This is a genomic window from Rothia sp. 11273D007AR, assembly GCF_053547255.1.
The window spans coordinates 1-22,584 of sequence record NZ_JBPPWJ010000011.1 but is presented as its reverse complement, the minus strand read 5'-3'; the positions used below and the strand labels follow the sequence as shown (position 1 = coordinate 22,584).

Here is a 22,584-nt window from a genome sequence, read left to right as displayed (position 1 = left end):
CGTGGGTATTTCTGGTTTAAATGGTACCTACCGGGAAAGGGCGGTTACTTCTCGTCGTCCTTCTTGGGCTTGAAGTCAACGCCGGCTTCCTTACGCTGCTGGGCAGTGATAGGAGCAGGTGCTGCGGTCAGCGGGTCGTAGCCGCCACCGGTCTTGGGGAAGGCAATGACGTCGCGGATAGAGTCGGTGCCACCGATCAGCTGCAGCACGCGGTCCCAACCGAAGGCGATACCGCCCATGGGGGGCGCACCGAAGCTAAAGGCCTCCAGCAGGAAGCCGAACTTCTCAGCAGCCTCTTCCTCGGTAATACCCATAACCTTGAAAACACGCTCCTGCACGTCACGCTGGTGGATACGGATTGAACCGCCACCGATTTCGTTACCGTTGCAGACGATGTCGTAAGCGTAGGCCAGGGCCTCGCCGGGGTTCTCGTCGAAGGAGTCCAGGTACTCGGGCTTGGGTGAGGTGAAGGCGTGGTGCACGGCGGTCCAGGCTGAGTGGCCCAGGGCAACGTCGCCGGACGCGGTTGCATCAGCTGCTGACTCGAACATGGGGGCATCCACCACCCAGACGAAGGACCAGTCGCCGTCCTTAATCAGGCCGGTGCGGTGACCAATCTCAACGCGGGCTGCACCCAGCAGGGCACGAGAGGCCTTGGCCTCACCGGCTGCGAAGAAGATGCAGTCGCCGGGCTTGGCGCCGGTAGCCTCAGCCAGGCCCTCGCGCTCAGCGTCGGTGATGTTCTTAGCAACGGGGCCGGTCAGCTCGCCGTCCTCCTGGATCAGCACGTAGGCAAGACCCTTAGCACCGCGCTGCTTGGCCCATTCCTGCCAGGCGTCCAGGGTGCGGCGGGCCTGGGAGGCGCCACCGGGCATCACAACGGCACCGACGTAGGGTGCCTTGAAGACGCGGAAGGTGGTGTCCTTGAAGTAGTCGGTCAACTCGGTGAGTTCCAGGCCGAAGCGCAGGTCGGGCTTATCCGAACCGTACTTCTCCATGGCGTCCTTGTAGGTAATGCGCTCGATGGGGCGGGGCACCTTGACGTCAATCAGGTTCCAGACGGCCTCAACGATACGCTCGCCCAGATCGATGATGTCTTCCTGGTCGACGAAGGAAGCTTCGATATCCAGCTGGGTGAATTCGGGCTGACGGTCGGCACGGAAGTCCTCGTCACGGTAGCAGCGGGCGATCTGGTAGTACTTCTCGATACCGCCCACCTGCAGCAGCTGCTTGAAGAGCTGGGGTGACTGGGGCAGGGCGTACCAGGAGCCGGGTGCCAGGCGTGCGGGCACCAGGAAGTCGCGGGCACCTTCGGGGGTGGAGCGGGTCAGGGTGGGGGTCTCGACCTCGGTGAAGTTCTGGCCGTGCAGCACCTCGCGGGCGGCGCGGTTTGCTTCTGAGCGCAGGCGCATCAGGCGGGCAGGCTCGGGGCGGCGCAGGTCGAGGTAGCGGTACTTGAGGCGGGCTTCTTCGCCCACTTCAACGTGCTCATCAATCTGGAAGGGCAGGGGGGCTGAGGTGTTGAGCACCTCGGTCTCCTTGACCATAACCTCGATTTCACCGGTGGTGAGGTTGGGGTTTTCGTTGCCCTCGGGGCGGCGGGTTACTTCACCCACGACCTTGAGGACGTACTCGTTGCGCAGGTGCTCGAAGTCGGCTTCGTTGTGGAAGACAACCTGGGTGACGCCTTCGCGGTCACGCAGGTCAACGAAGGCCACGCCACCGTGGTCGCGGCGGCGGGCTACCCAGCCAGAGAGGGTAACGGTTTCTCCGATGTTCTCGGCGGTTAGCTCGCCGAGGGTGTGAGTGCGTAGCACTGAGTTCCTTTCGATGGGGCACGGTACCGGGTGGCACTGTCTTAAGTTCAGTTTGCTCCCGATTTTACCGTGTTGTGGTGCGCCTGGCACCGGTTGGACGGGTGTGAATTAGGCGGTAGGGAGCACGCGCACGTGCAGGTCGTCGGCGGGCGGGGCCCAGGTGCCGGGGTCTGCAGCTACCTGCTCGCCAGTGCGGATGTCTTTCACCTCGTGGGTGAGTTCGCCGTTCTCCCCCGCTGAGGTGAACCAGACGAATGGGATGCCGCGCTTCTCGGCGTACTTAATCTGCTTACCGAACTTTGCGGCGGTGGCTGAGACCTCGCAGGCGATACCGCGGGTGCGCAGGGCGTCGGCGACGTCCTGGGCACCTGACCACATGTCGTCGTTGGTGAGGGCGATGAGGACGGCGGTGGGCACCTTGCGGGTTGCTTCGGCAAAGCCCTGGGACAGGATGCGGGCCACCAGACGGGTGACGCCGATGGACAGGCCCACACCGGGGTAGGTCTTCTTGCCGTTTGAGGCCAGGGACTCGTAGCGGCCACCGGAGCAGATAGAGCCCAGCTGTTCGTGGCCTACCAGCACGGTTTCATAGACGGTGCCGGTGTAGTAGTCCAGACCGCGGGCGATGGAAAGGTCAGCTACTACCTTGCCGGGGGCGCGCTTAGCTGCCTCACCGATAACCTCGGTCAGTTCAGCTAGGCCCTCTTCGAGCAGGTCGTGGGTGACGCCCAGGGCGCGCACCTGATCAGCAAAGGAAGTATCTTCAGCACGGATGCTGGCAAGCTTCAGGGCGGCAGCGGCCTGCTCGTCGGTAGCGCCGACCTCGTCCTTAAGAAGCTGGGCGACGGCGTCCGCACCGATCTTTTCAAGCTTATCGATATTGCGCAGTACCCCGGCGGTGTCGGTCAGGCCCAGACCCAGGTAGAAGCCCTCGGAGAGCTTGCGGTTGTTGACGCGCAGCTTAAAGTCGGGAATCGGCAGCTTGGAGAGCGCATCGACGATGACCAGGGCCAGTTCCACGTCGTAGCGGAAGGGCAGGACACCGTCACCAACGACGTCCACGTCGGCCTGGGTGAACTCGCGGGCACGACCCTCCTGGGGGCGCTCACCGCGCCAGACCTTCTGAATCTGGTAGCGCATGAAGGGGAAGGAAAGGTAACCGGCGTTCTCTACCACGTAGCGGGCAAAGGGCACGGTCAGGTCAAAGTGCAGGGCCAGCTTTTCCTTCTTGCCGCCCCGGGCTTCGTCCGCATCGTCAAGCAGGCGGGAGACCGCGTAGACCTCTTTATCAATATCGCCCTTGCGCAGAAGCTGCTCAATGGTCTCTACCGAACGGGTCTCAATCGACGAAAAACCGTGAAGCTCAAAGGTCTCTCGCAAAGTATCGAGAACAAAATTCTCTACCAGGCGTTCCTCGGGCAGGTGCTCCGGAAAACCAGAAAGCGATTGTTTGCGAGCCATGTGCTCCCCTTTTATCGGTTGAAAACGGTCGAAGTAGGTAACGTGCCCCCGGGAAACAAGCGGTCTCACAGCAGAGCACAGTCCCTTTAATACTAGACCGAAGGCGCACCTGCCGGGTAATTGCACCCGCTTTCGCCCTAAACACGCTATGCTGGTAACTGCGCCACCTGCGCCCGATAGATTATTGCCGCCTCTTCGCGAATCGGCAACCAGCCCTATCGATACGGCCCGGTCTGGTGCACTTTTCATTACTTAAACGGGGGTTCGCCCCCACTACTGATGCGAAAAGAGTTATAGCGGTGACTACCCAATCCGACGACACCACCCTCAACGTAGACCTCGACAAGGCCCGTAAGTTCGGCCGCGTGGACGAGGACGGTCACGTTTTCGTTATCGTTGACGGTGAAGAATACGCAGTAGGCCAGGTACCCGGCGCATCTGCCGACGAAGCCCTTGGCTACTTTGCCCGCAAGTTTGAGAACTTTGAAGCCCAGGTTGCCCTGCTCGAAGAGCGCGTAGAGCGCAAGGCCAAGGCCGCTGACCTGCAGAAGGCAGCTGCCCACCTGGGTCAGCAGGTTGCTGTGCGCAACATGGTGGGCGACTACGCCGCCCTGCAGGAACGCCTGGTTGCCCTGGTTGGCAAAATCAATGAGCGTGAGGAAGCAGAGAAGACCGAGAGCGCCGAAGCTCGCCAGGCAGCCCTTGAAGCCCGTGAAGCTATCGTTTCTGAGGCTGAGGCTATCGTGGCTAAGGACGACTCCGCTATTCACTGGAAGAACTCCCACGCCCGCATGAACGAGCTCTTCGAAGAGTGGAAGAAGACCCAGAAGGAACACCACCTGGCCAAGAGCATCGAGGACGAGCTGTGGAAGCGTTTCCGCGCTGCCCGCACCAGCTTTGACCGCCGCCGCCGTGCCCACTTCTCCCAGCTCGATGAGGCTAATGCCAAGGCTAAGCGCGTGAAGGAAGCCCTCATCGCTGAGGCTGAGGCTCTGCAGAACTCCACCGACTGGGCAGCAACCGCCGCTAAGTACCGCGATCTGATGGACCAGTGGAAGGCAGCCCCCCGCGGCACCCGCAAGGAAGATGACGCCCTGTGGGCCCGCTTCCGTGCAGCCCAGGACGTCTTCTTCGATGCCCGCACCGCGGTGAACGCTGAGCTGGATAAGGAATTTGAGGCGAACCTGAAGGCTAAGGAAGCCCTGCTGGAAGAGGCCCGCGGCATTCTGCCAGTTACCGATATCGCTGCGGCTAAGAAGGCCCTTGAGGGCATTCTGGATCGCTGGGAAGCCATCGGACGCGTGCCCCGCAACTCGGTGCGCCGCGTTGAGCAGGAGCTGCGTAAGGTTCAGGACGAAATCCACCGCGCCGAGAACGCCAAGTGGCAGAAGACCGACCCGGCTAAGCAGGCTCGCGCTAACTCCATGCTGACCCAGCTGGAGGACGCCATCGCCGGTCTTGAAGCAGACCTGGCCAAGGCCGAGGCCAGCGGCAACGCCCAGAAGATCAAGAAGGCCCAGGAAGCCCTGGACGCCCGCAAGCAGTGGCTTGAGACCCTCAAGGCTTCTTCTGCTGAGTTTGGCGCCTAACCCCCAGACTTGTCTGTGACGTCTTTGTGACGCAGAATCCCCCGTCTACCGGCCGGTAGACGGGGGATTTTTGTGGATAAGCCTACCTGGCTAGCCTACTTATCCACAGCCTGACAGATTTTTCTCTTGCACCCGGCGCTGATGTGCTAGAACGTAGTCATGGAACAAATCAACGTAGTCACGGCCCTCTCAGAGCTTCCCTTCCCCTTAGCGCCGGTGCCGCACAAGCCAGCAAGCTCCCTGCACCTCATCGCCCGCGACAACCATTCCTACCTGCCACGAGGGGCAGAAGAGGCGCCGCAGCAGCAGGAGCCACTTGCGCTCGTCCGCCTCTATAGCCAAGAAACCACGCAACTTTCCGCAGATCAGTGGCGAGCCTTCATCAAGGAACGTCAGCTTGTCCACCTCCATCACGGCATCTACCGGGAGCCAGAGGACGAACCCACCCCGCTCATGCGGGCAGCCAGCTTGGGGCTGTTCACCCCGGCAGGCTACCACCATCGCATCCGCTACTCTCGGGCCACCGCAGCCTGGGTTCTGGGCTACCTGCCCGAGCTACCGGAGGGGCGCCTGCACGTTGATTACGACCGGGATAACCGCTTCAATCTGCCCCGCCCCTGCCGAGCGAACTTTGCAAGCCATCAGGCCCAGTTACGCCCCTACGACACCATGACTATCGGGCCCATTCGCCTCACCACGCCCCTCAAGACAGCCCTGGATATCATCACCCATTCTCTCGATGAGAGCGACCTGGCCATCGTCAGGGCCATCCTGCTCGATAGCCACAACAGCGTCACGCCTGAGCTTCTGCTCCAGAGCGCCCGAGAACACATCAACCTGAAAGCTACAGCCCTACTCAGGGCTCAGCATCTGGCCCACCAGCTCATGGCGGGGCCCTTGCGACTGGGACCTAGCCCTGTTGGTTCATGAGCGGACGGGAACCGGTCAGACGGTAGGCGTTATAGATGCCGGGGACGTTGCGAATCTGGTTCAGCAAGTGCTCCAGCATAAAGCGGTCAGAGAGCTCTACGGTGTAACGGTTGACTACAAAACGTTCGTCGCTGGTATGAACCTTGGCGTCCACGATGTTGCAGCCGGCCTCGGAAATGACTCGGATAGTGTCGGAGAGCAAGGACTTACGGTCAATACCCTCCACCTGAATCGATACCCGATAGACGGAGTTACCGTGGGAAGCCCATTCCACCGCGGTCTGGCGGGGGTCGTCAGCCTGGCTTAGTACGTTGGGGCAGTCGGTACGGTGCACCGAGATACCCTGCAAGCGGGTGACGATGCCGACAATGTCGTCGGGCGGTACGGGGGTGCAGCAACGGGCAATCTTAGTCAGAATACCCTCGGCACCGGGTACCACCACACCGTTGTCATCGCCCACCGAGCGGCGGTTAGATACCAGGGAGGCGTCGAAGCTATCGAGTTCAACGGTCTGGTCGACGTCGTCCTCACCGTAGTAGAGGTTGACCAGGGAGGTAATGACGGCCTGGGTCTCCACTTCGTTCTCGCCCACAGCGTGGTAGAGGGTGGCAACATCGTGCTTGTGAAGATCCTGGGCGACCTGCAGCATGAGCTCGGGTGTCATCATCTTGGTCAGGGGCAGCTCGTGCTGACGCATAGCCTTGACCACGCGTTCTTTGCCACGGTTCATGGCCTCGATGCGGCGGCCCTTGGCGTAGTGCTGGCGAATCTTGGTGCGGGCCTTGCTGGTGCGCACGAACTTGAGCCAGTCCTCGCTCGGGGCGTGGTTCTCGTCCTTGGTTGTCTGAATCTCAACCGTTGAGGCGGTCTCGAGCTCGGTGTGCAGGGGAACCAGCTTGCCGTTGACCTTAGCCCCAATGGTGCGGTCCCCCACCTCGGTGTGGATAGCGTAGGCAAAGTCAACCGGGGTTGAGCCCACTGGCAGGCTAATGGGCTTACCCTGCGGAGTCAGCACCACAATCTCATCGGTCTCAAGCCGCTCAGACAGCTGCTGGTAGAACTGCTCAGACTCGGGGTTGGAGTTCGAAATCTCAGAAATCGACTGCAAAATACCGATGTTGAAGGCAGCGGTCTGGGTGCTAGGTTCCTTGGGTGAAAGGTCTACCTTTTCACCGCGGGAGGCAGCCTTATAGCGCCAGTGGGCAGCCACACCGTACTCAGCCTCTTCGTGCATCTTGTAGGTGCGGATCTGGATTTCCAGGGGCAGACCGCCGGGCCCGTGCACCGTCATGTGCAGTGACTGGTAGTGGTTGTGCTTGGGCTGCTTGATGTAGTCCTTGAAGCGCCCAGGAACCGCCATCCACAGGGACATCACGTGCCCCAGGGCGGTGTAGCAATCGTTCTCGTCCTCGACCATGATGCGCACGGCCAGAATATCGTTGATATCGTCGAAGCTCTTACCCTTGGTCTTCATCTTCTGATGAATAGAGTAATAGTGCTTGGGGCGGCCCGTTACAGTGGCCTCAATACCTACCTGGGCCAGGCGATCCTCAATCGTCACGCGGGCCTCGGCCAGGTACTTTTCGAGCTTGGGGGTACGCTCGCCCACCATCCGCACAATCTCGGCGTAGATATCGGGGCTCATAGCGGCAAAGGAGAGGTCTTCCAGCTCCCACTTGATGGTGTTCAAGCCCAGGCGGTGGGCCAGCGGGGCATAAATCTGCAGGGTCTCTTCGGCCTTACGCGCAGCAGAGGCACCGGAGACAAACCGCCAGGTACGGGCATTGTGCAGACGGTCAGCCAGCTTGATGAGCAGCACGCGCACATCCTGCGACATCGAGATAACCAGCTTGCGAATTGTCTCAATGGGGGCGTTATCGCCGTAGCTGACCTTATCAAGCTTGGTCACACCGTCTACCAGGTAGGCGACCTCAGAGCCGAAATCAGCAGTGAGCTGCTCCTGGGTGTACTCGGTATCTTCGACCGTATCGTGCAGCAGACCAGCGACCAGCACGGGGCCGGTAGCACCTATCTCAGCCAGAATGGTCGTCACGGCTACCGGGTGGGTGATGTAGGGGTCCCCGCTCTTGCGCTTCTGCCCCCGGTGGTAGTGGTTCGCGACCTGGAAGGCCCGCTGCAGCACCTCAAGGTCTTCATCGGGGTGGTACTTCTTGACGGTGCGAATCACCGGTGCCAGCACCGGAGAAAAACGAGGGGCGGGGCCCTCTTGCTGCTCACGCCCAAATACCAGGCGGGTTGGCACACGCCCCGAAGCAGACATGACCCGGTGCGACCCGCGAACCGGCCGCTTACCCTCTGCGCGAGAATCCTTCTGGCTGCTCTCTTCTGACCGGCTCATGCCCAATTCCCCCTCAAACTGAAATACTCGTGTGGGACTATCTTAGATTAATTCCACACTGCGCGTAACAAAAACGGGAGCGGACAGTCATCCGCTCCCGTTTCTAGGGTAAAACGCCTAGCTGTTTGGTCTACTTGCTATCGAGGTTAACCGAATGCACGGTGACCATCACCGGGGCATCCTGCTGCCCGCTGGCGTCCTCACGCTCTTCGCCCGCTTCAACCTGCCCCTGGCGGGCACGGCAGACGAGCTCGGTATGCTCACGCACGCCCTTCTCACCCAGGCGCAGGGCAGCGTAGGCGGGAGCCGCAACAAAAAGCGTTCCCAGGGTACCGATGATGATACCGACGAAGAGGGCCAGGGAGAGGTCCTTGAGGGTGCCCGCACCCAGGAGCAGGGCGCCGATGAAGAGAATCGAGCCCACCGGCAAAATACCCACAATCGAGGTGTTGATAGAGCGCACCAGGGTCTGGTTGACCGCCAAATTCACCTGCTCAGCGAAGGTAGTGTCGCGGCGCTTCTCAAGCCCCTCGGTGTTCTCACGAATCTTATCGAAAACCACCACGGTGTCGTAGAGAGAGTAGCTCAACACGGTCAGGAAGCCGATAATCGCACTGGGAGTAATCTCAAAACCGATGAGAGCGTACAGGCCCACGGTAGTCACGATGGTAAAAATCAGGCCAGCAATTGCCGAGACCGACATCTTCCAGGTACGGAAGTACAGGGCCATACCGATCATCACCAGCAGAATAAACCAGACCAGACCCACCAGAGCCTGCTGGGTCACCCCAGCGCCCCAGGTGGGGCCCACGAAGGACGAGGTCACCTGGTCAGAGCTCACGCCGTAGGCTGACTGCAGGGCCTGCCCCACAGCCAGAGTCTCATCGTCGGTCAGCTCACTCATCTGAGCACGTACGGTACCCGCAGCGATATTAGTGACGCGCACGTCGGTCGCCTCGGGGGCGGCGTCCGCAATCGCCTGCTGACCGATAGAAATATCGGTATCGGCCACCTGCGACACGGTGAACTCTGAACCACCGCGGAACTCAATACCCAGATTGAAGCCACCGCGCACCACCGGCACCAGGGCCGCCAGCACAACCAGAGCCAGGGCAATCGTCAGCCACAGGCGACGCTTAGGCACAAACCCAAACGACCGCTGACCAGAATGCAGTTCATTACCGAACTGAGCGAGTTTATTAGCCACGGCGGGCCTCCTCTGTAGTGGTGGAATCTGCGGCAGGCAGGGGCTCCACATCAACACTCCCCTGTGCCGCTTCAGCTTCAGCCGCCTCAGCGGCCAAGCGCTCGCGGCGCTTCCGCTCAGCTAGGGATAGGGCGCCTTCAGCTTCTTCGGGAGTGCGGACGCGCCCCGCACCCCGGTAGAGCGGGGTTGAGCCGAGTGCTACCGGGTCCATACCCGAGAAGCGTCCGCCGTTGCGGAAGTAGTCCTTACGGCCTAAGAGGACCATGAGCGGGTGGATGAAGAGGAAGGTGATAATCAAGTCAGATACCGCGGTCAGGCCCAGGGTGAAGGCAAAGCCGCGCACGTTACCGACCGAGGCGAAGTAGAGCACCACAGCAGCTAACAGGTTCACGGCCTTGGAAGCCAGGATGGTGCGCTTGGCACGGAGCCAGCCGTGGTCGATAGCGGCAGGGATGGTGCGGCCGGCACGAATCTCATCACGGATACGCTCGAAATAGACGATGAAGGAGTCAGCCATCAGACCGATGGAGACAATCAGACCGGCAACACCCGCCAGTGACAGACGGTAGTTCATCAGGTGACCCAGCAGCACAATCACACCGTAGGAGAGCAGGCCCGCAACGATAATCGAGGTGATGTTAACCAGGCCGACCAGACGGTACTGGAAGAGGGAGTAGATAAACACCAGAAGCAGACCAATCAGACCGGCGATTAAGCCCATCTTGAGCTGGTCAGAACCCAGGGTCGCTGAAATCTGCTGCTCAGACTGAATAGTGAAGCTAATGGGCAGGGCACCGTACTTGAGCTGCTCAGCCAGGTTTGCGGCGTCCTGCTCGGTGAAATTACCGGTAATTTGGGGCTGGCCGTTGGTAATGACCGCCTGGGTGACGGGGGAAGAAAGGACCTGGCCATCCAGCATGATGGCGAAACGGGCGCGGGGGTCGGACGCGTTGGCACCGCGAATTGCGTTCAGGCGGGTAGTGACGTCCTTGAAGGTCTGGGTAGCGGCCTCATTGAAGACAATGTTCACGCCCCACTGGCCGGTGGCGAAGCCGGTTGAGCTAGCTACCTGGGAGTAGGAGGCGGTGTCAATGTCGGTACCCTCAATTTCGATGGGGCCCAGGATGTATTTCTCACTGCCATCGGAAGCACAGGCCACAATAGCGGCATTGGGGTCTTGGTTGGAGGTATCCACGTTAGCGGGGACGGTGCAGTCCAGCTGCTCGTACTGGCGCCAGAGATCGCCTGTCACCCAGTTGTAGTCGGATCCGTCGGTGGGTTCAGCCGTCGGCGAGGGTAGGGCGTCCTCGGCAGCGGCAGCGTCCGCCGCAACCGCCTGCGGGGTGCCAGCGTTAATGACCGCACGGAAGCTCATTTGCGCCGAGGTCTGAATCAGATCGCGGGTTTCTGAGCTCAAGGTACCGGGCACAGAAACAACGACGTTCTGGCCCGACTGGGTGGTCACTTCAGCTTCTGCCACGCCCGCGCCATCGACGCGCTGGCGGATAATTTCAACAGCCTGGTCAAGCTGTTCAGCGGTAATTGCCTCGCCAGAGGAATCGTTGGTTTCGGGCGAGAGAATGAGCTGGGTGCCGCCAGAGAGATCTAGGGCCAGCTTGGGAAGCCAGGTGCCCCCGGCAAAGGTCGTGCCGAAGATACCTCCGGCCAGTAAGAGCAACACCAGGGCCATCGAGGCAAGTGCGCCTCTGGCTTTGGTGACGTGGGATGGTTGAGCCATCGGTACCCCTTCAGGTGAGTGGGTTCGTGAAACATGAAAAGGCGCGCCACCTCTGAATCTAGAGGTAGCGCACCCTAAGCTGTGGTTTAGTTTTTGGGATCGTCTGCGACTTCACCCTGGATGACAGGACGCTCGGCGTCGGCTACCGGCGCGGCAGCGGTGTCTTCCTCGATGCTGGTGACGGTCATGAGGTGAACCTTGGCCACGGTACCCGGAGCGATTTCCAGGTGGGCGGTATTGGCTTCCTTGTCGATAGAGACAACAGAGCCGTAGAGACCAAAGTTAGTCATGACCTGGGTGCCGGGCACCATGGCGTCCTGACGTTCCTTAATCTGCTGCTGGGCCTTCTTGGCGCGGCGTGCCGGTAGCACGATGAGCACCAGCATCATGATGCCCAGAAGTAGGAGCATAAACAGGGGTGAGCCTGACTGCACGAGAATCCCTCTTAACGTGGTTGATGGGGGGTGAACAAACTAAGTCCCCATTCTATGCCAAGTTCCTTGCAGTTGGCTGGTTGCCCCCTGATATTACAGGGGCGGACGGCCGCTAGGGCAGGTCTGGAGCCTCCAGTCCAAGGTGCTCCCAGGCAGCGGGTAGGGCAACTCGCCCGCGGGGGGTTCGCCCAATCAGACCCTCGCGCACCAGGTAGGGCTCGGCAACGGTCTCGACGGTTTCGGTCTCTTCGCCCACCGCAATAGCCAGGGTAGAGAGGCCCACCGGCCCCCCGCCAAACTTGGTAATCAGAGCTTCAAGCACCGCACGGTCTAGGCGGTCCAAGCCGCGCTCATCGACCTCGTACATGTTGAGGGCTGTTGCTGCCGCCGAGGCCTCGATACGGTCGATGCCGTTGACCAGGGCCCAGTCGCGCACACGACGCAGCAGGCGGTTAGCGATACGGGGTGTGCCCCGGGACCGACCCGCAATCTCTGCAAAGCCCTCGGGGCTAATGTTGAGTTCCATCAGGCCAGCAGACCGGCGGATCACGCTCTCTAGCTCGGTGACCGAGTAGAACTCCAGGTGGCCGGTAAAGCCAAAGCGGTCACGAAGGGGCCCGGGTAGCAGACCCGCGCGGGTGGTTGCCCCTACCAGGGTAAAGGGCGGCAGCTCCAGGGGAATAGAGGTTGCCCCTGCCCCCTTGCCCACCACGATATCCACACGGAAATCTTCCATGGCCATGTAGAGCATCTCTTCAGCCGGGCGGCTCATACGGTGAATTTCATCGAGAAAGAGCACCTCACCGGGGGTGAGAGAGGAAAGAATCGCAGCCAGGTCACCCGAATGTTGAATGGCCGGCCCGGAGGTAATACGCAGGGGCGCGTCCATCTCGGCAGCAATAATCATCGCCAGGGTGGTCTTACCCAGGCCGGGAGGGCCCGACAGGAGCACATGGTCGGCCGAGCGTCCGCGCATCTTCGATGCCTCAAGCACCAGCGACAGCTGCTGACGCACGCGCTGCTGCCCCACAAAGTCATCAAGAGACTTGGGACGCAGGGCCGCCTCAATCATTTTTTCTTCTGGCTCTTCATCCATCGAAACCAGGCGCTGACCGGGAATCTGGCCATCGGCGTGAGGGAACTGACTCATACTCTACCTATCGCCCCACCGTATTCTGGTTACCCAGCGAAGCTAGTACGGCCCGCAGCGCTTCGGCAACACCCATGGTTTCTGCCTTCGGGTTGTGCTCAATGAAGGACTCAATAGCGCTCACGGCGTCCCGCTCGTTCCAGCCCAGGCTGGTCAGGGCATCCTGCACCTGGGGCTTCCAGCTCACACCCTGGTCGATAGGCAGCTGGTCGGTGGCTCCGTCCGCCAAAATCAGCTTGCCAGCAAGCTCCAGGACGATGCGGCGCGCCCCCTTGGGGCCGATACCGGGTACCTTGGTGAAAGCCTTATCGTCACCGGTAGCCACAGCGCGCTCAACCTCAGCCGGGGCATGCACACCGAGCACTGCCAGGGCAATACGCGGGCCGATACCCGAGACCGACAGCATCATGTCAAAGACCTCGCGCTCAGCAGGCTCAGCAAACCCGTAGAGAGTCATGGAGTCCTCACGCACAATCATGGTGGTCAGAACAGTAGCCTTCTCCCCCAGGCGCAGCTGCGAAGCTGTACGAGCATTGAGATGCACCAGCATGCCAAAACCGTTAACGTCGATAACAGCGGTCTCCAACCCCAGATGGGTCACGGTACCGGTCAGTGAGCTAATCATGAAACCAATTCTATTCGAATATATGTACTAATACAAGAAGCGTGTGTCTTGTATATTACGGGCAAGCGGCGGACTCACGCTCGCTGCCGACCCTCTCGCGCGACTCGCTGCGCTCGTTACGCGATTCACGCCCCGCCTAACGGCGGATTCCGTTCGCTCTTGCGTACTGCCACACCCGCTCACTACATCGAGCCAGCAGCTTCGCTGTGAGTCCGCCGCTTACCCAACAGCCCTGCCCTATCTTCGTGCCCTTGCCTCCGCCTCTATCCAAGCCCGCTGGGCGGGGGTGAGCTGGGCGCTGCGGCGCGCTGCCGCCGGGTTGGAGCCCTGGTGGGTCTGGGTGGTGGCTGCCATGTTGATGCCGGAGCCAATGCCCCCGCCGCGCCAGCCGTGGCAGATAGCCAGAGCGAGGGCGTCCGCTGCGTCCGCCGGTTTGGGCATGGCGTCAAGCCCCAAAATGCGGGTAACCATGCGCCCCACCGATGCCTTGTCGGCGCGTCCTGAACCTGTCACCGCAGCCTTCACCTCTGAGGGCGTGTGGAAGTGCACCGGCACGCCGCGCGCAGCGGCAGCCGCAATTACCACGCCGGAGGCATGGGCAGTACCAATCACGGTATTGACCTGCTCCTGGGCAAAAACTCGCTCAATCGCCAGGGCGTCGGGTTGATAGGTGTCGAGCCAGGCCTCGGCAGCGCGCAGAATCTTGAGGATACGGGCATCCAGACTCTCCGAAGCGGCGGTACCCGCCACTCCCACGTTGACAAAGTGGGCCTTGCGGTTGGCCGTCATATCGACCAAACCGAAACCGCACCTGGTGAGGCCCGGGTCAACCCCCAGAATGCGGGCAGCGCCCGGAACTCGCGGGGCGGGTTCCGGGCGCTGGTGTGAGGTGCCGTGAGCCGGGGCCACGCGCTCCCCCTTTCCCTGCTGGTTATTCAGCTTCAAGCTCGGCCATGACGGCTTCGCTGATGTCTGCATTGGAGTAGACGTTCTGCACGTCGTCCAGTTCTTCGATGGCGTCGGCAAGCTTGAGGAACTTCTTAGCGCCCTCAGCGTCCAGGTCTACCTGCATGGTGGGACGGAAGACAGGGTCGTCGTTGTTGTACTCGAGTTCAGCCTCTTCCAGAGCCTTGCGGATGGCGGGTAGGTCGGTTGCCTCAGAGACAACGGTGAAAATCTCGCCATCGTCGATGACTTCTTCAGCACCGGCGTCGAGCACGGCCATGAGGACGTCGTCCTCGGTCAGCCCCTCGGTCTTAGCAACTTCGGCAACGCCCTTGCGCTCGAAGAGGAAGGCTACGGAGCCAGAGTCTGCCATGGTGCCGCCGTTGCGGGTAACGGCGGTACGAACCTCAGCGGCTGCACGGTTGCGGTTGTCGGTCAGACACTCGATGTAGAGGGCGGTACCCTGGGGGCCGCGAGCCTCGTACATGATTTCGGTGTAGTCGATGGCTTCACCGGTCAGACCGGCGCCGCGCTTGATAGCGCGCTCAACGTTGTCGTTGGGAACAGAGTTCTTCTTGGCCTTTGATACTGCGAGGTCGAGGGCGGGGTTACCTGCCGGGTCGGGGCCACCCATGCGAGCTGCAACTTCAATTGCCTTGATGTACTTAGCGAAGGCCTTGGCGCGCTTGGCGTCAATTGCTGCCTTCTTGTGCTTGGTTGTGGCCCATTTGGAGTGACCTGACATGATTCTCCTTGTTCGTCTGGTGCGCCCGCACGCGGGCGGGCGCGATGTACCTCGTACTATTCTAGCGTGGACGGGCGGACGCTGAGGCGCGCGCCTTTTCCACGAGGGTGTCGTCAATAACGACGGGGGTGAACTCACCGTACTTCTTGATCGCTGCCTGCTTGATGAGGAAGTCCGAGATGGCAGGGTTCTTGGGCAGCAGGGAGCCGTGCAGGTAGGTTCCGATGACGTTGTGGACGCGGGCGCCCTCGCCGGAATCTTCCTTGTTGTTGCCCTCGCCCTTGGTGACGGTGGCCAGGGGCTTGGTGTCGCCGGAGAGATAGGTAAGCCCCGAGTGGTTTTCGAACCCAATGATGGTGCCGAACTCTTCAGATTCCTCAACGATGTTGCCGATCAGGCGTTCTTCGCCGCCGACGGTTTTAGCGTCAAAGACGCGAATACCGTTGAGGGTGACGCCGCCGACGGTTTTGAACTCTCTACCGAAGAGCTGGTACAGACCGCAGATTACCAGCATGGGGGTGCCGTCTTCAGCCAGCATGCGAAGGGTTTCAGCGTTGGCGAGCAGGTCATCCTGAATTACAGACTGGCCTGAATCCTGGCCACCGCCGCCCACAAAGATGTCGCCATCGAGCGGGAATTCATCACCGGGGTTGTAGTCAACGATTTCGGTGGTGAAACCGTGGGCCTGGGCCCGGCGGGAGAGCGACAGGGTGTTGCCCCAGTCCCCGTAGATGTTCATATCTTTGGGGTAGAGCTGCACAATTTTGAGGCTCTTGTTGTTGCCGGTCTGGGTGATAATCTGCTCGCCCGCTTCGACCGGTGCGTTCTCAAAATCGCTCATTAGATTTCCTCCACATCGGTGATTTTCGCCAGTTCCTTACGGATGGCCAGCATGGCGGTGTAGGTGCAGAAGATGCGCATGGGGCGACCCTCTGACTTAGCAATAAAGGTGGCGAGGGCTTCTTCGAGGTCCTCGCTGATGTTCTCTACATAAACATCGTCGTGCTGCAGGCGCAGGGCCATGTCGTAGGCGCGCACACCCGACACCATGGTGACGCCGCCCTGAGTCAGGGAGTGGAAGTCAACGTCCCAGAGCCAGGAAACATCGCGGCCGTCGGCGTAGGCGTCGTTGATGGTAATCATGGTGGCGTAGTCCTTGGCATCGGCGGACGCCAGCGACAGGCGGAACCCGCTGGGGTTCTTCACCAGAAGTAGCTGCAGGGTCTGGCCGTTAACGTTGAGGGTTTCACCGCGGCCAAAAGCCGGGGCAATATGCTCAAGTTCAGCCAGAAGTTTAGTCTCGTTGAGGGAATCCCCCATGACTTCGCGCGTCAGGGCCATTGCCGCAGCGGCGTTAAAGATGTTGTAGACCCCGTAGAGGTTGATGGTGCCCGCCAGCTCCTTACCGGCAACATCGAAGGTGGCGGCGGTTCCCTTGAAGTCCTTGAGCAGGACGGACGCCGCCGGCAGCTCTGGTGCCAAGAGGCCGGCATCCGCGCGGTCGGCCCCCTCGGGGCTGGTGCGCAGGTCGTCATCGGACGGGAAGAGGGCACGGAGCTTCTCAGACAGGCCGAAGTAGCTCACCCGGGTGCCGGGCTGAATGTTCTCAGCCAGAGAACGAATACGCGGGTCCTCGCGGTTGAGCACCACGGTGCCCGTCGTGGCGCCGGCAACCGTAGCCAGCATACGGCGGGTCGTATCGATTTCACCGAAGCGGTCTAACTGATCACGCAGGACGTTGAGCAGCAGCGCGTAGTTGGGCTTGACCTTGCGTACAAAGTGCACCGCGTGAGCCTCGTCCAGCTCAAGTACCGCAATGTCAGCGTCGAGCTTACCCGCCAGGTTCATCTCACCCAGCAGAGCAGCAGCTACACCCCGCACGAAGTTCGACCCGGTGCGGTTGGTAAAGACCTTCAGGCCCTGGGCTTCCAGCAGCTGCACCACCATCTTGGTGGTGGTCGTCTTACCGTTTGTACCCGAAACAACGACAACACCGCGCGGCAGCTTAGCCAGCTCCTCCGCCACAAAATTAGGGTGCAGTTTCTCCATGACCAAGCCAGGGAAGGCAGAGCCGCCCCCGCGCAACTTGGTCGCATAACGAATGCCTTGGCCAACAAGGCGAACAACAGGTCGTGACATGGTGACTATCTTACCGGGTTTGTGTATGCTTCGAACCTGTAATGACTACTTCCATGAACCAGCTTGTACCCTTCCCCGAATTTATCTGGCGTGACATCACCTGGCGCGATAGGGCTCCCTACCTTAAAGTTGAGCCTCTTCTTGACGGTCAACCTAGCGGTGAGATTGAAACTATTGCTATCACCCCGGGTAGCTTCCTCGGTCTTACTACCCTCCCGGCGGACGTCCGCGGCGCCGGCACCTATTGCAGCGGTTACTCACAGGCCAACGTCGATAGCGTTGGCTTTCATCTGGAGCCCTGCCCCACCCACACCATCATCACCAAGGGTAAGCAGTGTGACTCCTGTTTCGCCCGCGACGAATTCGCACCTATCCACCGTATCCACCTGGGTTCGCGAATGAACGAGGCAGCCCTGGCCTACGTCAATCTTGAGCACTACCTCTACATCGCAACCTTCCCCGACGGCACTTCCAAGGTCGGCACCGCCTCCCTGCACTCCAACCCCCGCCGTCTCGACGACCAGGCCGTCGCCGCAGCTACTTTCGTTGCCCGGGCAGACACCGGCATCATCGTGCGCCAGCTCGAAGACCTAGTCTCGCAAGAAGCCAACCTCACCCAGTTCAAACGGGCATCCACCAAATACAAGGCCTGGGTCGACCCCGCCAGCACCGAGCGCCTCAAATCTGAACACTACATGGCCGTAGAAAACGCCACCTGGGCGCTCGAAGACGCCCAAGACACCATCGACGGTTTCGATATCACCGCAGACCGCTGGGTGCCGTCCGTCGCGATGAGACGAGCCTACGCGTCCTTACGGGCAGAAAACCCCGAGCAGCTCACCGCCTACCCCACCCTCACCGAAGGCACCCACGGCTTCTACATCACCGGTGGAACCGGGAAGTTCCTCACCGCCCACTTTGGCGACCCCGACCAGACCTTCCTCATCAACACCGCAGAACTCTCCAACAGAGCCTGCCGCCAACACGGGGAACTCACTCCCCCGGCGTCTGTGCAGGAATCCCTGTTCTAGGAGGGCAGTAGGTAAGCCAATAAGCCCGCTGGCACGGGGCTGGCGTGAATGATATCGAGCGCCCCAGCGCGAGATATCAGAGGGTCGGCGGGCGGTTGGCTTACCTACTGCTCTCGACTGTCCCAGGCATCGCTGAGCAGTTCCCGGATCTCGTCCAGGGTCTGTGTGACCGTCTTGGTGCCTGCCACGATGGGCAGGAAGTTGGTGTCGCCGCTCCAGCGGGGCACGATGTGCTGGTGCAGGTGGGCGGCGACCCCTGCCCCGCCGACTTTGCCCTGGTTCATGCCGATGTTGAAGCCGGCTGCCCGGCTGACCTCTCGCAGAATTCCCATGGCTTTCTGGGTGAGGGCAGCAATTTCGGCGGTTTCTTCGAGTGTTGCGTCGTCGTAGTTGGGGATATGCCGGTAGGGGCAAACCAGTAGGTGCCCGGGGTTGTAGGGGTAGAGGTTGAGAATGACGTAGGCGTGCTCGCCACGGTGCACAATGAGCGACTCGGCATCATCGTGGGTGGGGGCGTCGCAAAAGGGGCAGGTGTTTTCGGTGTAGTCTTTTTGCCCGCCCTTTACGTAGGCGCGGCGGTGAGGCGTCCAGAGCCGCTGGAAGGCGTCCGGAACCCCCGGCAGCTCAAAATCGTCGGTGGTGTAGTGGGGAATCTGCATCGCTAATCGCTCTCGGTGAAGGTAGCAAAAGTATAAAGGTCTCGGGACTGTGTCGCGTAAAGCTCCAGGCCAAGACTGGTTGCGGCGTCAGCCAGGGTACTCTCAAATCTACTTGGGAATTGGGCCGCACCGGCATCACCAAAGAGAGCTAAAGCTAAAGAGTCTCCCGGCGAAAATCGGGGCCGGTAGGTAATTGCCCCGAACCCTGCCTTGTTAAAGGCCTGTGCCCAGGCCTGCGGAATGTCATAGTTAGGCATCGTCGTGAGTTCTGCGGTAATGCCCAGGATGAACGCATCATCATGGGAAATATGCGCAGAACGTACAGAATATGGCAGGGGTAACCGCGAAATCACTTTTCCCTCGGCGAGGCTTTGGGGCAGGCGCCCGGATTGGCTGAGCCTGTCACCTATAACCTCGCGGACGGCAGCACCCGGGTTGGTTGCGAGATAGCAGGTTCCCTGGGGCTCAGGTAGGTCGAACCGGCCCTGCATCGATGAAGAGAAATACCAGGGGCCGTACTGCTGACTGTGGGCGCGGAAAAATTCGCTACCTTTTTCGTACTCTACGGAGGGAACTAGTGAGAGATTCGCCCCCGGCATAGGCCCGTGCTGGGCTATTTTTTGCCGGGTCATACTGTTTGCCACCCTGCCGCAAGAGCACGGGCTTCGGTCAAAACTGTATCGAGGCAGCCTTGGTCAAGTAAATCTAAGGGGGTTACCCCGTCGAGTGGTGTGTTGAACCACTGGGCAACAGCGAATGAGTCTGCGTCGCCAAAGGCTCGCAGCACCTGTTGTATATCTCCCCTTACAGCTCTGCCCTCGAACTGAAATACAGGGAAAATTGACTCGCTGTTTTCGATGGTCAGTCTCAGTAACTTGTGGTGCTTGACCTGCTTGCTGATGGCTGCCCGGCTGGTAACTTTGAGCAGTTTCATGGTGCTATCAAGGTCGTAGACTGGCCCAATGAGGTCGCCGTAGCCCTTAACGCTGGCGCGGGCTACCAACGACCTCATGCGGCTTTTAATGTCTTCTAGATCGTCAATGGACGCCAAAAAATCAGCGGGTAGACTTTCTAAATCACGGGTGAACTCAGCAACGAGCTGGTCGATAACAGCTTGGGCATGGGCGTCTTTGCGGTCGATGGTGTGGGACATGAGAACCCCCCTGGTTGGCTCTATGATTGTTAATCCTAAAAGCCACCGTCAACCGCGTCAACCATATGGAGGTTATCTAGCGGCGGGTGCGCCAGGCCCGGCGGTACTGGGCGGGCACATAGTCGATATCTGCCTTAAGCTCATCTGCCCAGTGCAGGGCAAAGGCTGGGTTGCGGAGGGCTTCCCGGCCCACCAGCACCAGATCAGCCTGGCCTGAGCTCACAATGAACTCGGCAAGTCGCGGCGAGTTGATCATGCCAACAGCACCTACCGGCAGGCCGCTCTCCCGCTTAACCTGGGCTGCCATGGGTACCTGGTAGCCCGCATAGATCTTAATTTGTGCCGGGTAGTTTCCGCTGGTGGAAATATCGGCGAAGTCCACGCCATCCTCAGCTAGCCAGCGCACCACCTGCGCGGTTTCCTCAACGGTAATGCCGCCTTCCAGGTACTCTGTGGCTGACAGGCGGACGATCAGCGGCATCTCTGCGGGCATCACTTCCCGCATGGCCTGGGCGACCCTGCGGGCAAAGCGGGCCCGGTTCTCCAGGGAGCCGCCGTAAGAGTCTTCTCGCTGATTCGATAGGGGCGAAAGGAATTGGGTAATCAGGTAGCCGTGGGCCCCGTGAATCTCGATGAAGTCAAAGCCGGCAGCAACCGCGCGGGTGGCAGCCGCGGCGAAGGCCTGCACTAGGTCGTCAATTTTCTCTTCGGTGAGGGCCTGCGGTTCTTTAAAGCCGGGGTAGGCAAGAGCGGACGGGGCCAGCGTGACCCAGCCACCCTCGTCCTCCCCCAGGGATCTGCCATCGTGCGGAACGAGCTCACCGGGCGTCGATGCCTTCCGCCCGGCGTGGGCAATCTGGATACCTGCTTTAGCTCCCCCGGCGTGAATGGCGTCGACGACCGGCTTGAAAGCTTCGACATGGTCATCGCTCCACAGGCCCAGGCAGTAGGGGCTGATGCGGGCGGCTGGTTCAACACCTGTCATTTCGACGATAACGGCCCCGGCCCCACCCCTGGCTAGAGCCCCGTAGTGGGAAACGTGGTAGGCGGTGGGCTTGCCGTCCTGCCGTTCGACTGAGTACTGGCACATGGGCGGAACCCAAAGACGGTTACGGGTGGTCATGGAACGTAAGGTGAAGGGTTCAAAGAGGGGCGAAGTCATGTTCATTCGGCCTTTCAGGTGGTGTTGTGCACCTGTTTCAACCGGGTGCGGGGCCGGGATATTCCCGCACTAAAGGGTAAACTTGCAGGTATGCAAGAACTGACCGAAGCTGCCGTCCGCTCATCTTTTATTAACTGCTCTAAGGGCGAGGCTAAACGCCTCAACCTACCCAGTCTCAAGGAGCAGAACTGGGGCGACCTAATTTTCCTGTCCTGGCTTGACCCGAAAAGCCCGCTCAAGGGCTGCCTGGTCGTGGAACACGAGGGGCAGGTGCAGGGCGTGCTGCTGCAAAAGTCTAAGGCACAGAGTAAAGCCGCTCAGATGTGCCAGTTCTGCCTAACTCTGCACCCAGGGTCGGGGATCTCGCTGTATACGGCGGCCCGGCCGGGCGAGTCGGGGCGCCGCGGCAACACCATCGGCACCTACCTGTGCTCCAACCTGGCCTGCACCGACTATGTGCGGGGCAAGAAAAAGCCGGCGGGTATCCGTCAGATGGACGAGACCCTATCCCTCGAAGAGCGTATAGCTCGCACCCGCGATAATGCGGTCAGGTTTGTTGAGCGACTGGTGGAGGGAGCCGCATGATTCAGGTTGCGACGCTCGCACCCACCCAGGCTGATCTGGTTCAGGAGCTCTATGATCAGAACCCCGATTACTTCCTGCGGATTTCTGGCCACCCCGCCGAGCCCGGTTCTGCGTTGGAAAACCTGACGGTCTTCCCACCCGGTTTATCCCACTCCCCTGTTTTGCTGGGAGCTTTTGAGGGCGGACGCCTGGTTGGGGTTTTGATTGCTGTGATGGGTTTTCCAAGCGAGGAGTTTGCCCATGTGGCCCTGGCCCTGGTTGATGGGCAGACGCAAGGACGCGGGGTGGGTAGGGCCCTGCACGACGCTTACTTGGGTGGGGTTCGGCAGCACCCAAATATCAGCACTTTACGTTTGGGAATTGTGGCAACTAACGCCGAGGTCGCCGAACCTTTCTGGAGGGCCCTAGGCTATACCCCCAGTGGTCAGGTCAAGGACTTTTCCCAGGGTGATGTGGTTTCAACGGTGGAGGTTTTTACTCGGCCGGCCAACTAGCATGACCTCATAAAAAGCTGGTCGGAGTACTGTTTCTTAGGCCATCGCTGCAATGCAGGGTTGTTCACAGATCGCGACTCGAAGTTGAGGCCGAACGGACGCGGCCAGAATGGTAGTTTTCCCAAACTTAGCACTCAGTATCAGCCTCTTGGTTTTCAGGCCCTTCTACTGTGGGTTGGTTCAAAGCTCTATCTCGGTAGCCTCTCATGATTACTGCCAGATCTTCTATGCTCATCCCCTCTGGTAGCTTCATGGCCATCGTTGAGATAACGATGGTTGAGTTTACTGATATGTACTGGCTTTAGTTCCGACAATTATAAGACCACTAAAGCACCATCAACCACCTCCTGCGGAGTCCGAT

21 protein-coding genes are annotated in these 22,584 nt (G+C 60.3%); 5 read left to right on the top strand and 16 right to left on the bottom strand.

What is annotated here, in order from left to right; genetic code table 11:
* Nucleotides 1-44: 44 nt before the first annotated feature.
* Nucleotides 45-1,817, bottom strand: coding sequence for an aspartate--tRNA ligase (gene aspS, locus ACED88_RS07455; protein ID WP_449107133.1), 1,773 nt, complete (start codon nucleotides 1,815-1,817; stop codon nucleotides 45-47).
* Between the two features lie 108 nt (nucleotides 1,818-1,925).
* Nucleotides 1,926-3,278, bottom strand: a complete 1,353-nt coding sequence (gene hisS / locus ACED88_RS07450) for a histidine--tRNA ligase (protein WP_449107132.1) — start codon at nucleotides 3,276-3,278, stop codon at nucleotides 1,926-1,928.
* 299 nt (nucleotides 3,279-3,577) lie between these two features.
* Between hisS and ACED88_RS07445 the strand changes: the two genes are divergently transcribed.
* Nucleotides 3,578-4,867: a DUF349 domain-containing protein gene (locus tag ACED88_RS07445; RefSeq protein WP_237242207.1), complete on the top strand. Its 1,290-nt coding sequence runs from the start codon at nucleotides 3,578-3,580 to the stop codon at nucleotides 4,865-4,867.
* A gap of 159 nt (nucleotides 4,868-5,026) precedes the next feature.
* Entirely contained in the window at nucleotides 5,027-5,797 is a 771-nt protein-coding gene (locus ACED88_RS07440) for a hypothetical protein (protein WP_449107131.1), read from the top strand.
* Here ACED88_RS07440 and ACED88_RS07435 read toward each other — a convergent pair.
* From ACED88_RS07435 to ACED88_RS07390, 10 genes are all read right to left on the bottom strand, one after another.
* A complete protein-coding gene (locus ACED88_RS07435) occupies nucleotides 5,778-8,156 on the bottom strand; it encodes a RelA/SpoT family protein (protein ID WP_449107130.1) in 2,379 nt (792 codons plus the stop codon). The genes ACED88_RS07440 and ACED88_RS07435 overlap by 20 nt on opposite strands.
* A gap of 130 nt (nucleotides 8,157-8,286) precedes the next feature.
* Nucleotides 8,287-9,363: a protein translocase subunit SecF gene (secF, locus tag ACED88_RS07430; RefSeq protein WP_449109223.1), complete on the bottom strand. Its 1,077-nt coding sequence runs from the start codon at nucleotides 9,361-9,363 to the stop codon at nucleotides 8,287-8,289.
* Nucleotides 9,356-11,101 (bottom strand): protein translocase subunit SecD, encoded by a 1,746-nt coding sequence (gene secD, locus ACED88_RS07425; protein ID WP_449109222.1) that lies wholly within the window; start codon nucleotides 11,099-11,101, stop codon nucleotides 9,356-9,358. Before secD ends, secF begins: the two co-directional genes overlap by 8 nt.
* A gap of 86 nt (nucleotides 11,102-11,187) precedes the next feature.
* Nucleotides 11,188-11,535, bottom strand: coding sequence for a preprotein translocase subunit YajC (locus tag ACED88_RS07420; protein WP_237185745.1), 348 nt, complete (start codon nucleotides 11,533-11,535; stop codon nucleotides 11,188-11,190).
* Nucleotides 11,536-11,647: 112 nt separating this feature from the next.
* Entirely contained in the window at nucleotides 11,648-12,685 is a 1,038-nt protein-coding gene (ruvB, locus tag ACED88_RS07415; RefSeq protein WP_237193873.1) for a Holliday junction branch migration DNA helicase RuvB, read from the bottom strand.
* A gap of 7 nt (nucleotides 12,686-12,692) precedes the next feature.
* Nucleotides 12,693-13,310, bottom strand: a complete 618-nt coding sequence (ruvA, locus tag ACED88_RS07410) for a Holliday junction branch migration protein RuvA (RefSeq protein WP_449109221.1) — start codon at nucleotides 13,308-13,310, stop codon at nucleotides 12,693-12,695.
* A gap of 237 nt (nucleotides 13,311-13,547) precedes the next feature.
* Entirely contained in the window at nucleotides 13,548-14,219 is a 672-nt protein-coding gene (gene ruvC / locus ACED88_RS07405) for a crossover junction endodeoxyribonuclease RuvC (RefSeq protein WP_449107125.1), read from the bottom strand.
* Nucleotides 14,220-14,241: 22 nt separating this feature from the next.
* Nucleotides 14,242-15,000 (bottom strand): YebC/PmpR family DNA-binding transcriptional regulator, encoded by a 759-nt coding sequence (locus tag ACED88_RS07400; RefSeq protein WP_237199417.1) that lies wholly within the window; start codon nucleotides 14,998-15,000, stop codon nucleotides 14,242-14,244.
* Between the two features lie 61 nt (nucleotides 15,001-15,061).
* Nucleotides 15,062-15,841: a type 1 glutamine amidotransferase gene (locus tag ACED88_RS07395; RefSeq protein ID WP_272878463.1), complete on the bottom strand. Its 780-nt coding sequence runs from the start codon at nucleotides 15,839-15,841 to the stop codon at nucleotides 15,062-15,064.
* Nucleotides 15,841-17,148 (bottom strand): MurT ligase domain-containing protein, encoded by a 1,308-nt coding sequence (locus tag ACED88_RS07390; RefSeq protein ID WP_449109253.1) that lies wholly within the window; start codon nucleotides 17,146-17,148, stop codon nucleotides 15,841-15,843. Before ACED88_RS07390 ends, ACED88_RS07395 begins: the two co-directional genes overlap by 1 nt.
* Nucleotides 17,149-17,192: 44 nt before the next feature.
* Here ACED88_RS07390 and ACED88_RS07385 point away from each other — a divergent pair, with 44 nt between their 5' ends.
* Entirely contained in the window at nucleotides 17,193-18,170 is a 978-nt protein-coding gene (locus ACED88_RS07385; RefSeq protein ID WP_449109220.1) for a hypothetical protein, read from the top strand.
* 104 nt (nucleotides 18,171-18,274) lie between these two features.
* On the opposite strand, the gene ACED88_RS07380 is transcribed toward ACED88_RS07385, so the two are convergent.
* The 4 genes from ACED88_RS07380 to ACED88_RS07365 form a co-directional block, all read right to left on the bottom strand.
* Nucleotides 18,275-18,829, bottom strand: coding sequence for an HIT family protein (locus ACED88_RS07380; RefSeq protein ID WP_449109219.1), 555 nt, complete (start codon nucleotides 18,827-18,829; stop codon nucleotides 18,275-18,277).
* Nucleotides 18,830-18,831: 2 nt separating this feature from the next.
* A complete protein-coding gene (locus ACED88_RS07375; protein ID WP_449109218.1) occupies nucleotides 18,832-19,461 on the bottom strand; it encodes an RES family NAD+ phosphorylase in 630 nt (209 codons plus the stop codon).
* The gene (locus tag ACED88_RS07370) at nucleotides 19,458-19,982 is read right to left on the bottom strand and encodes a hypothetical protein (protein ID WP_449109217.1); all 525 of its coding nucleotides are present in this window, start codon (nucleotides 19,980-19,982) and stop codon (nucleotides 19,458-19,460) included. The genes ACED88_RS07375 and ACED88_RS07370 overlap by 4 nt, the downstream gene beginning before the upstream one ends.
* Nucleotides 19,983-20,058: 76 nt before the next feature.
* Nucleotides 20,059-21,144, bottom strand: coding sequence for an NADH:flavin oxidoreductase/NADH oxidase (locus ACED88_RS07365; RefSeq protein WP_449109216.1), 1,086 nt, complete (start codon nucleotides 21,142-21,144; stop codon nucleotides 20,059-20,061).
* A gap of 90 nt (nucleotides 21,145-21,234) precedes the next feature.
* Here ACED88_RS07365 and ACED88_RS07360 point away from each other — a divergent pair, with 90 nt between their 5' ends.
* Both ACED88_RS07360 and ACED88_RS07355 read left to right on the top strand, forming a co-directional pair.
* Nucleotides 21,235-21,729, top strand: a complete 495-nt coding sequence (locus tag ACED88_RS07360) for an FBP domain-containing protein (protein ID WP_449109215.1) — start codon at nucleotides 21,235-21,237, stop codon at nucleotides 21,727-21,729.
* Nucleotides 21,726-22,223, top strand: coding sequence for an N-acetyltransferase family protein (locus tag ACED88_RS07355; RefSeq protein WP_449109214.1), 498 nt, complete (start codon nucleotides 21,726-21,728; stop codon nucleotides 22,221-22,223). Before ACED88_RS07360 ends, ACED88_RS07355 begins: the two co-directional genes overlap by 4 nt.
* The last annotated feature ends 361 nt before the right edge of the window (nucleotides 22,224-22,584 follow it).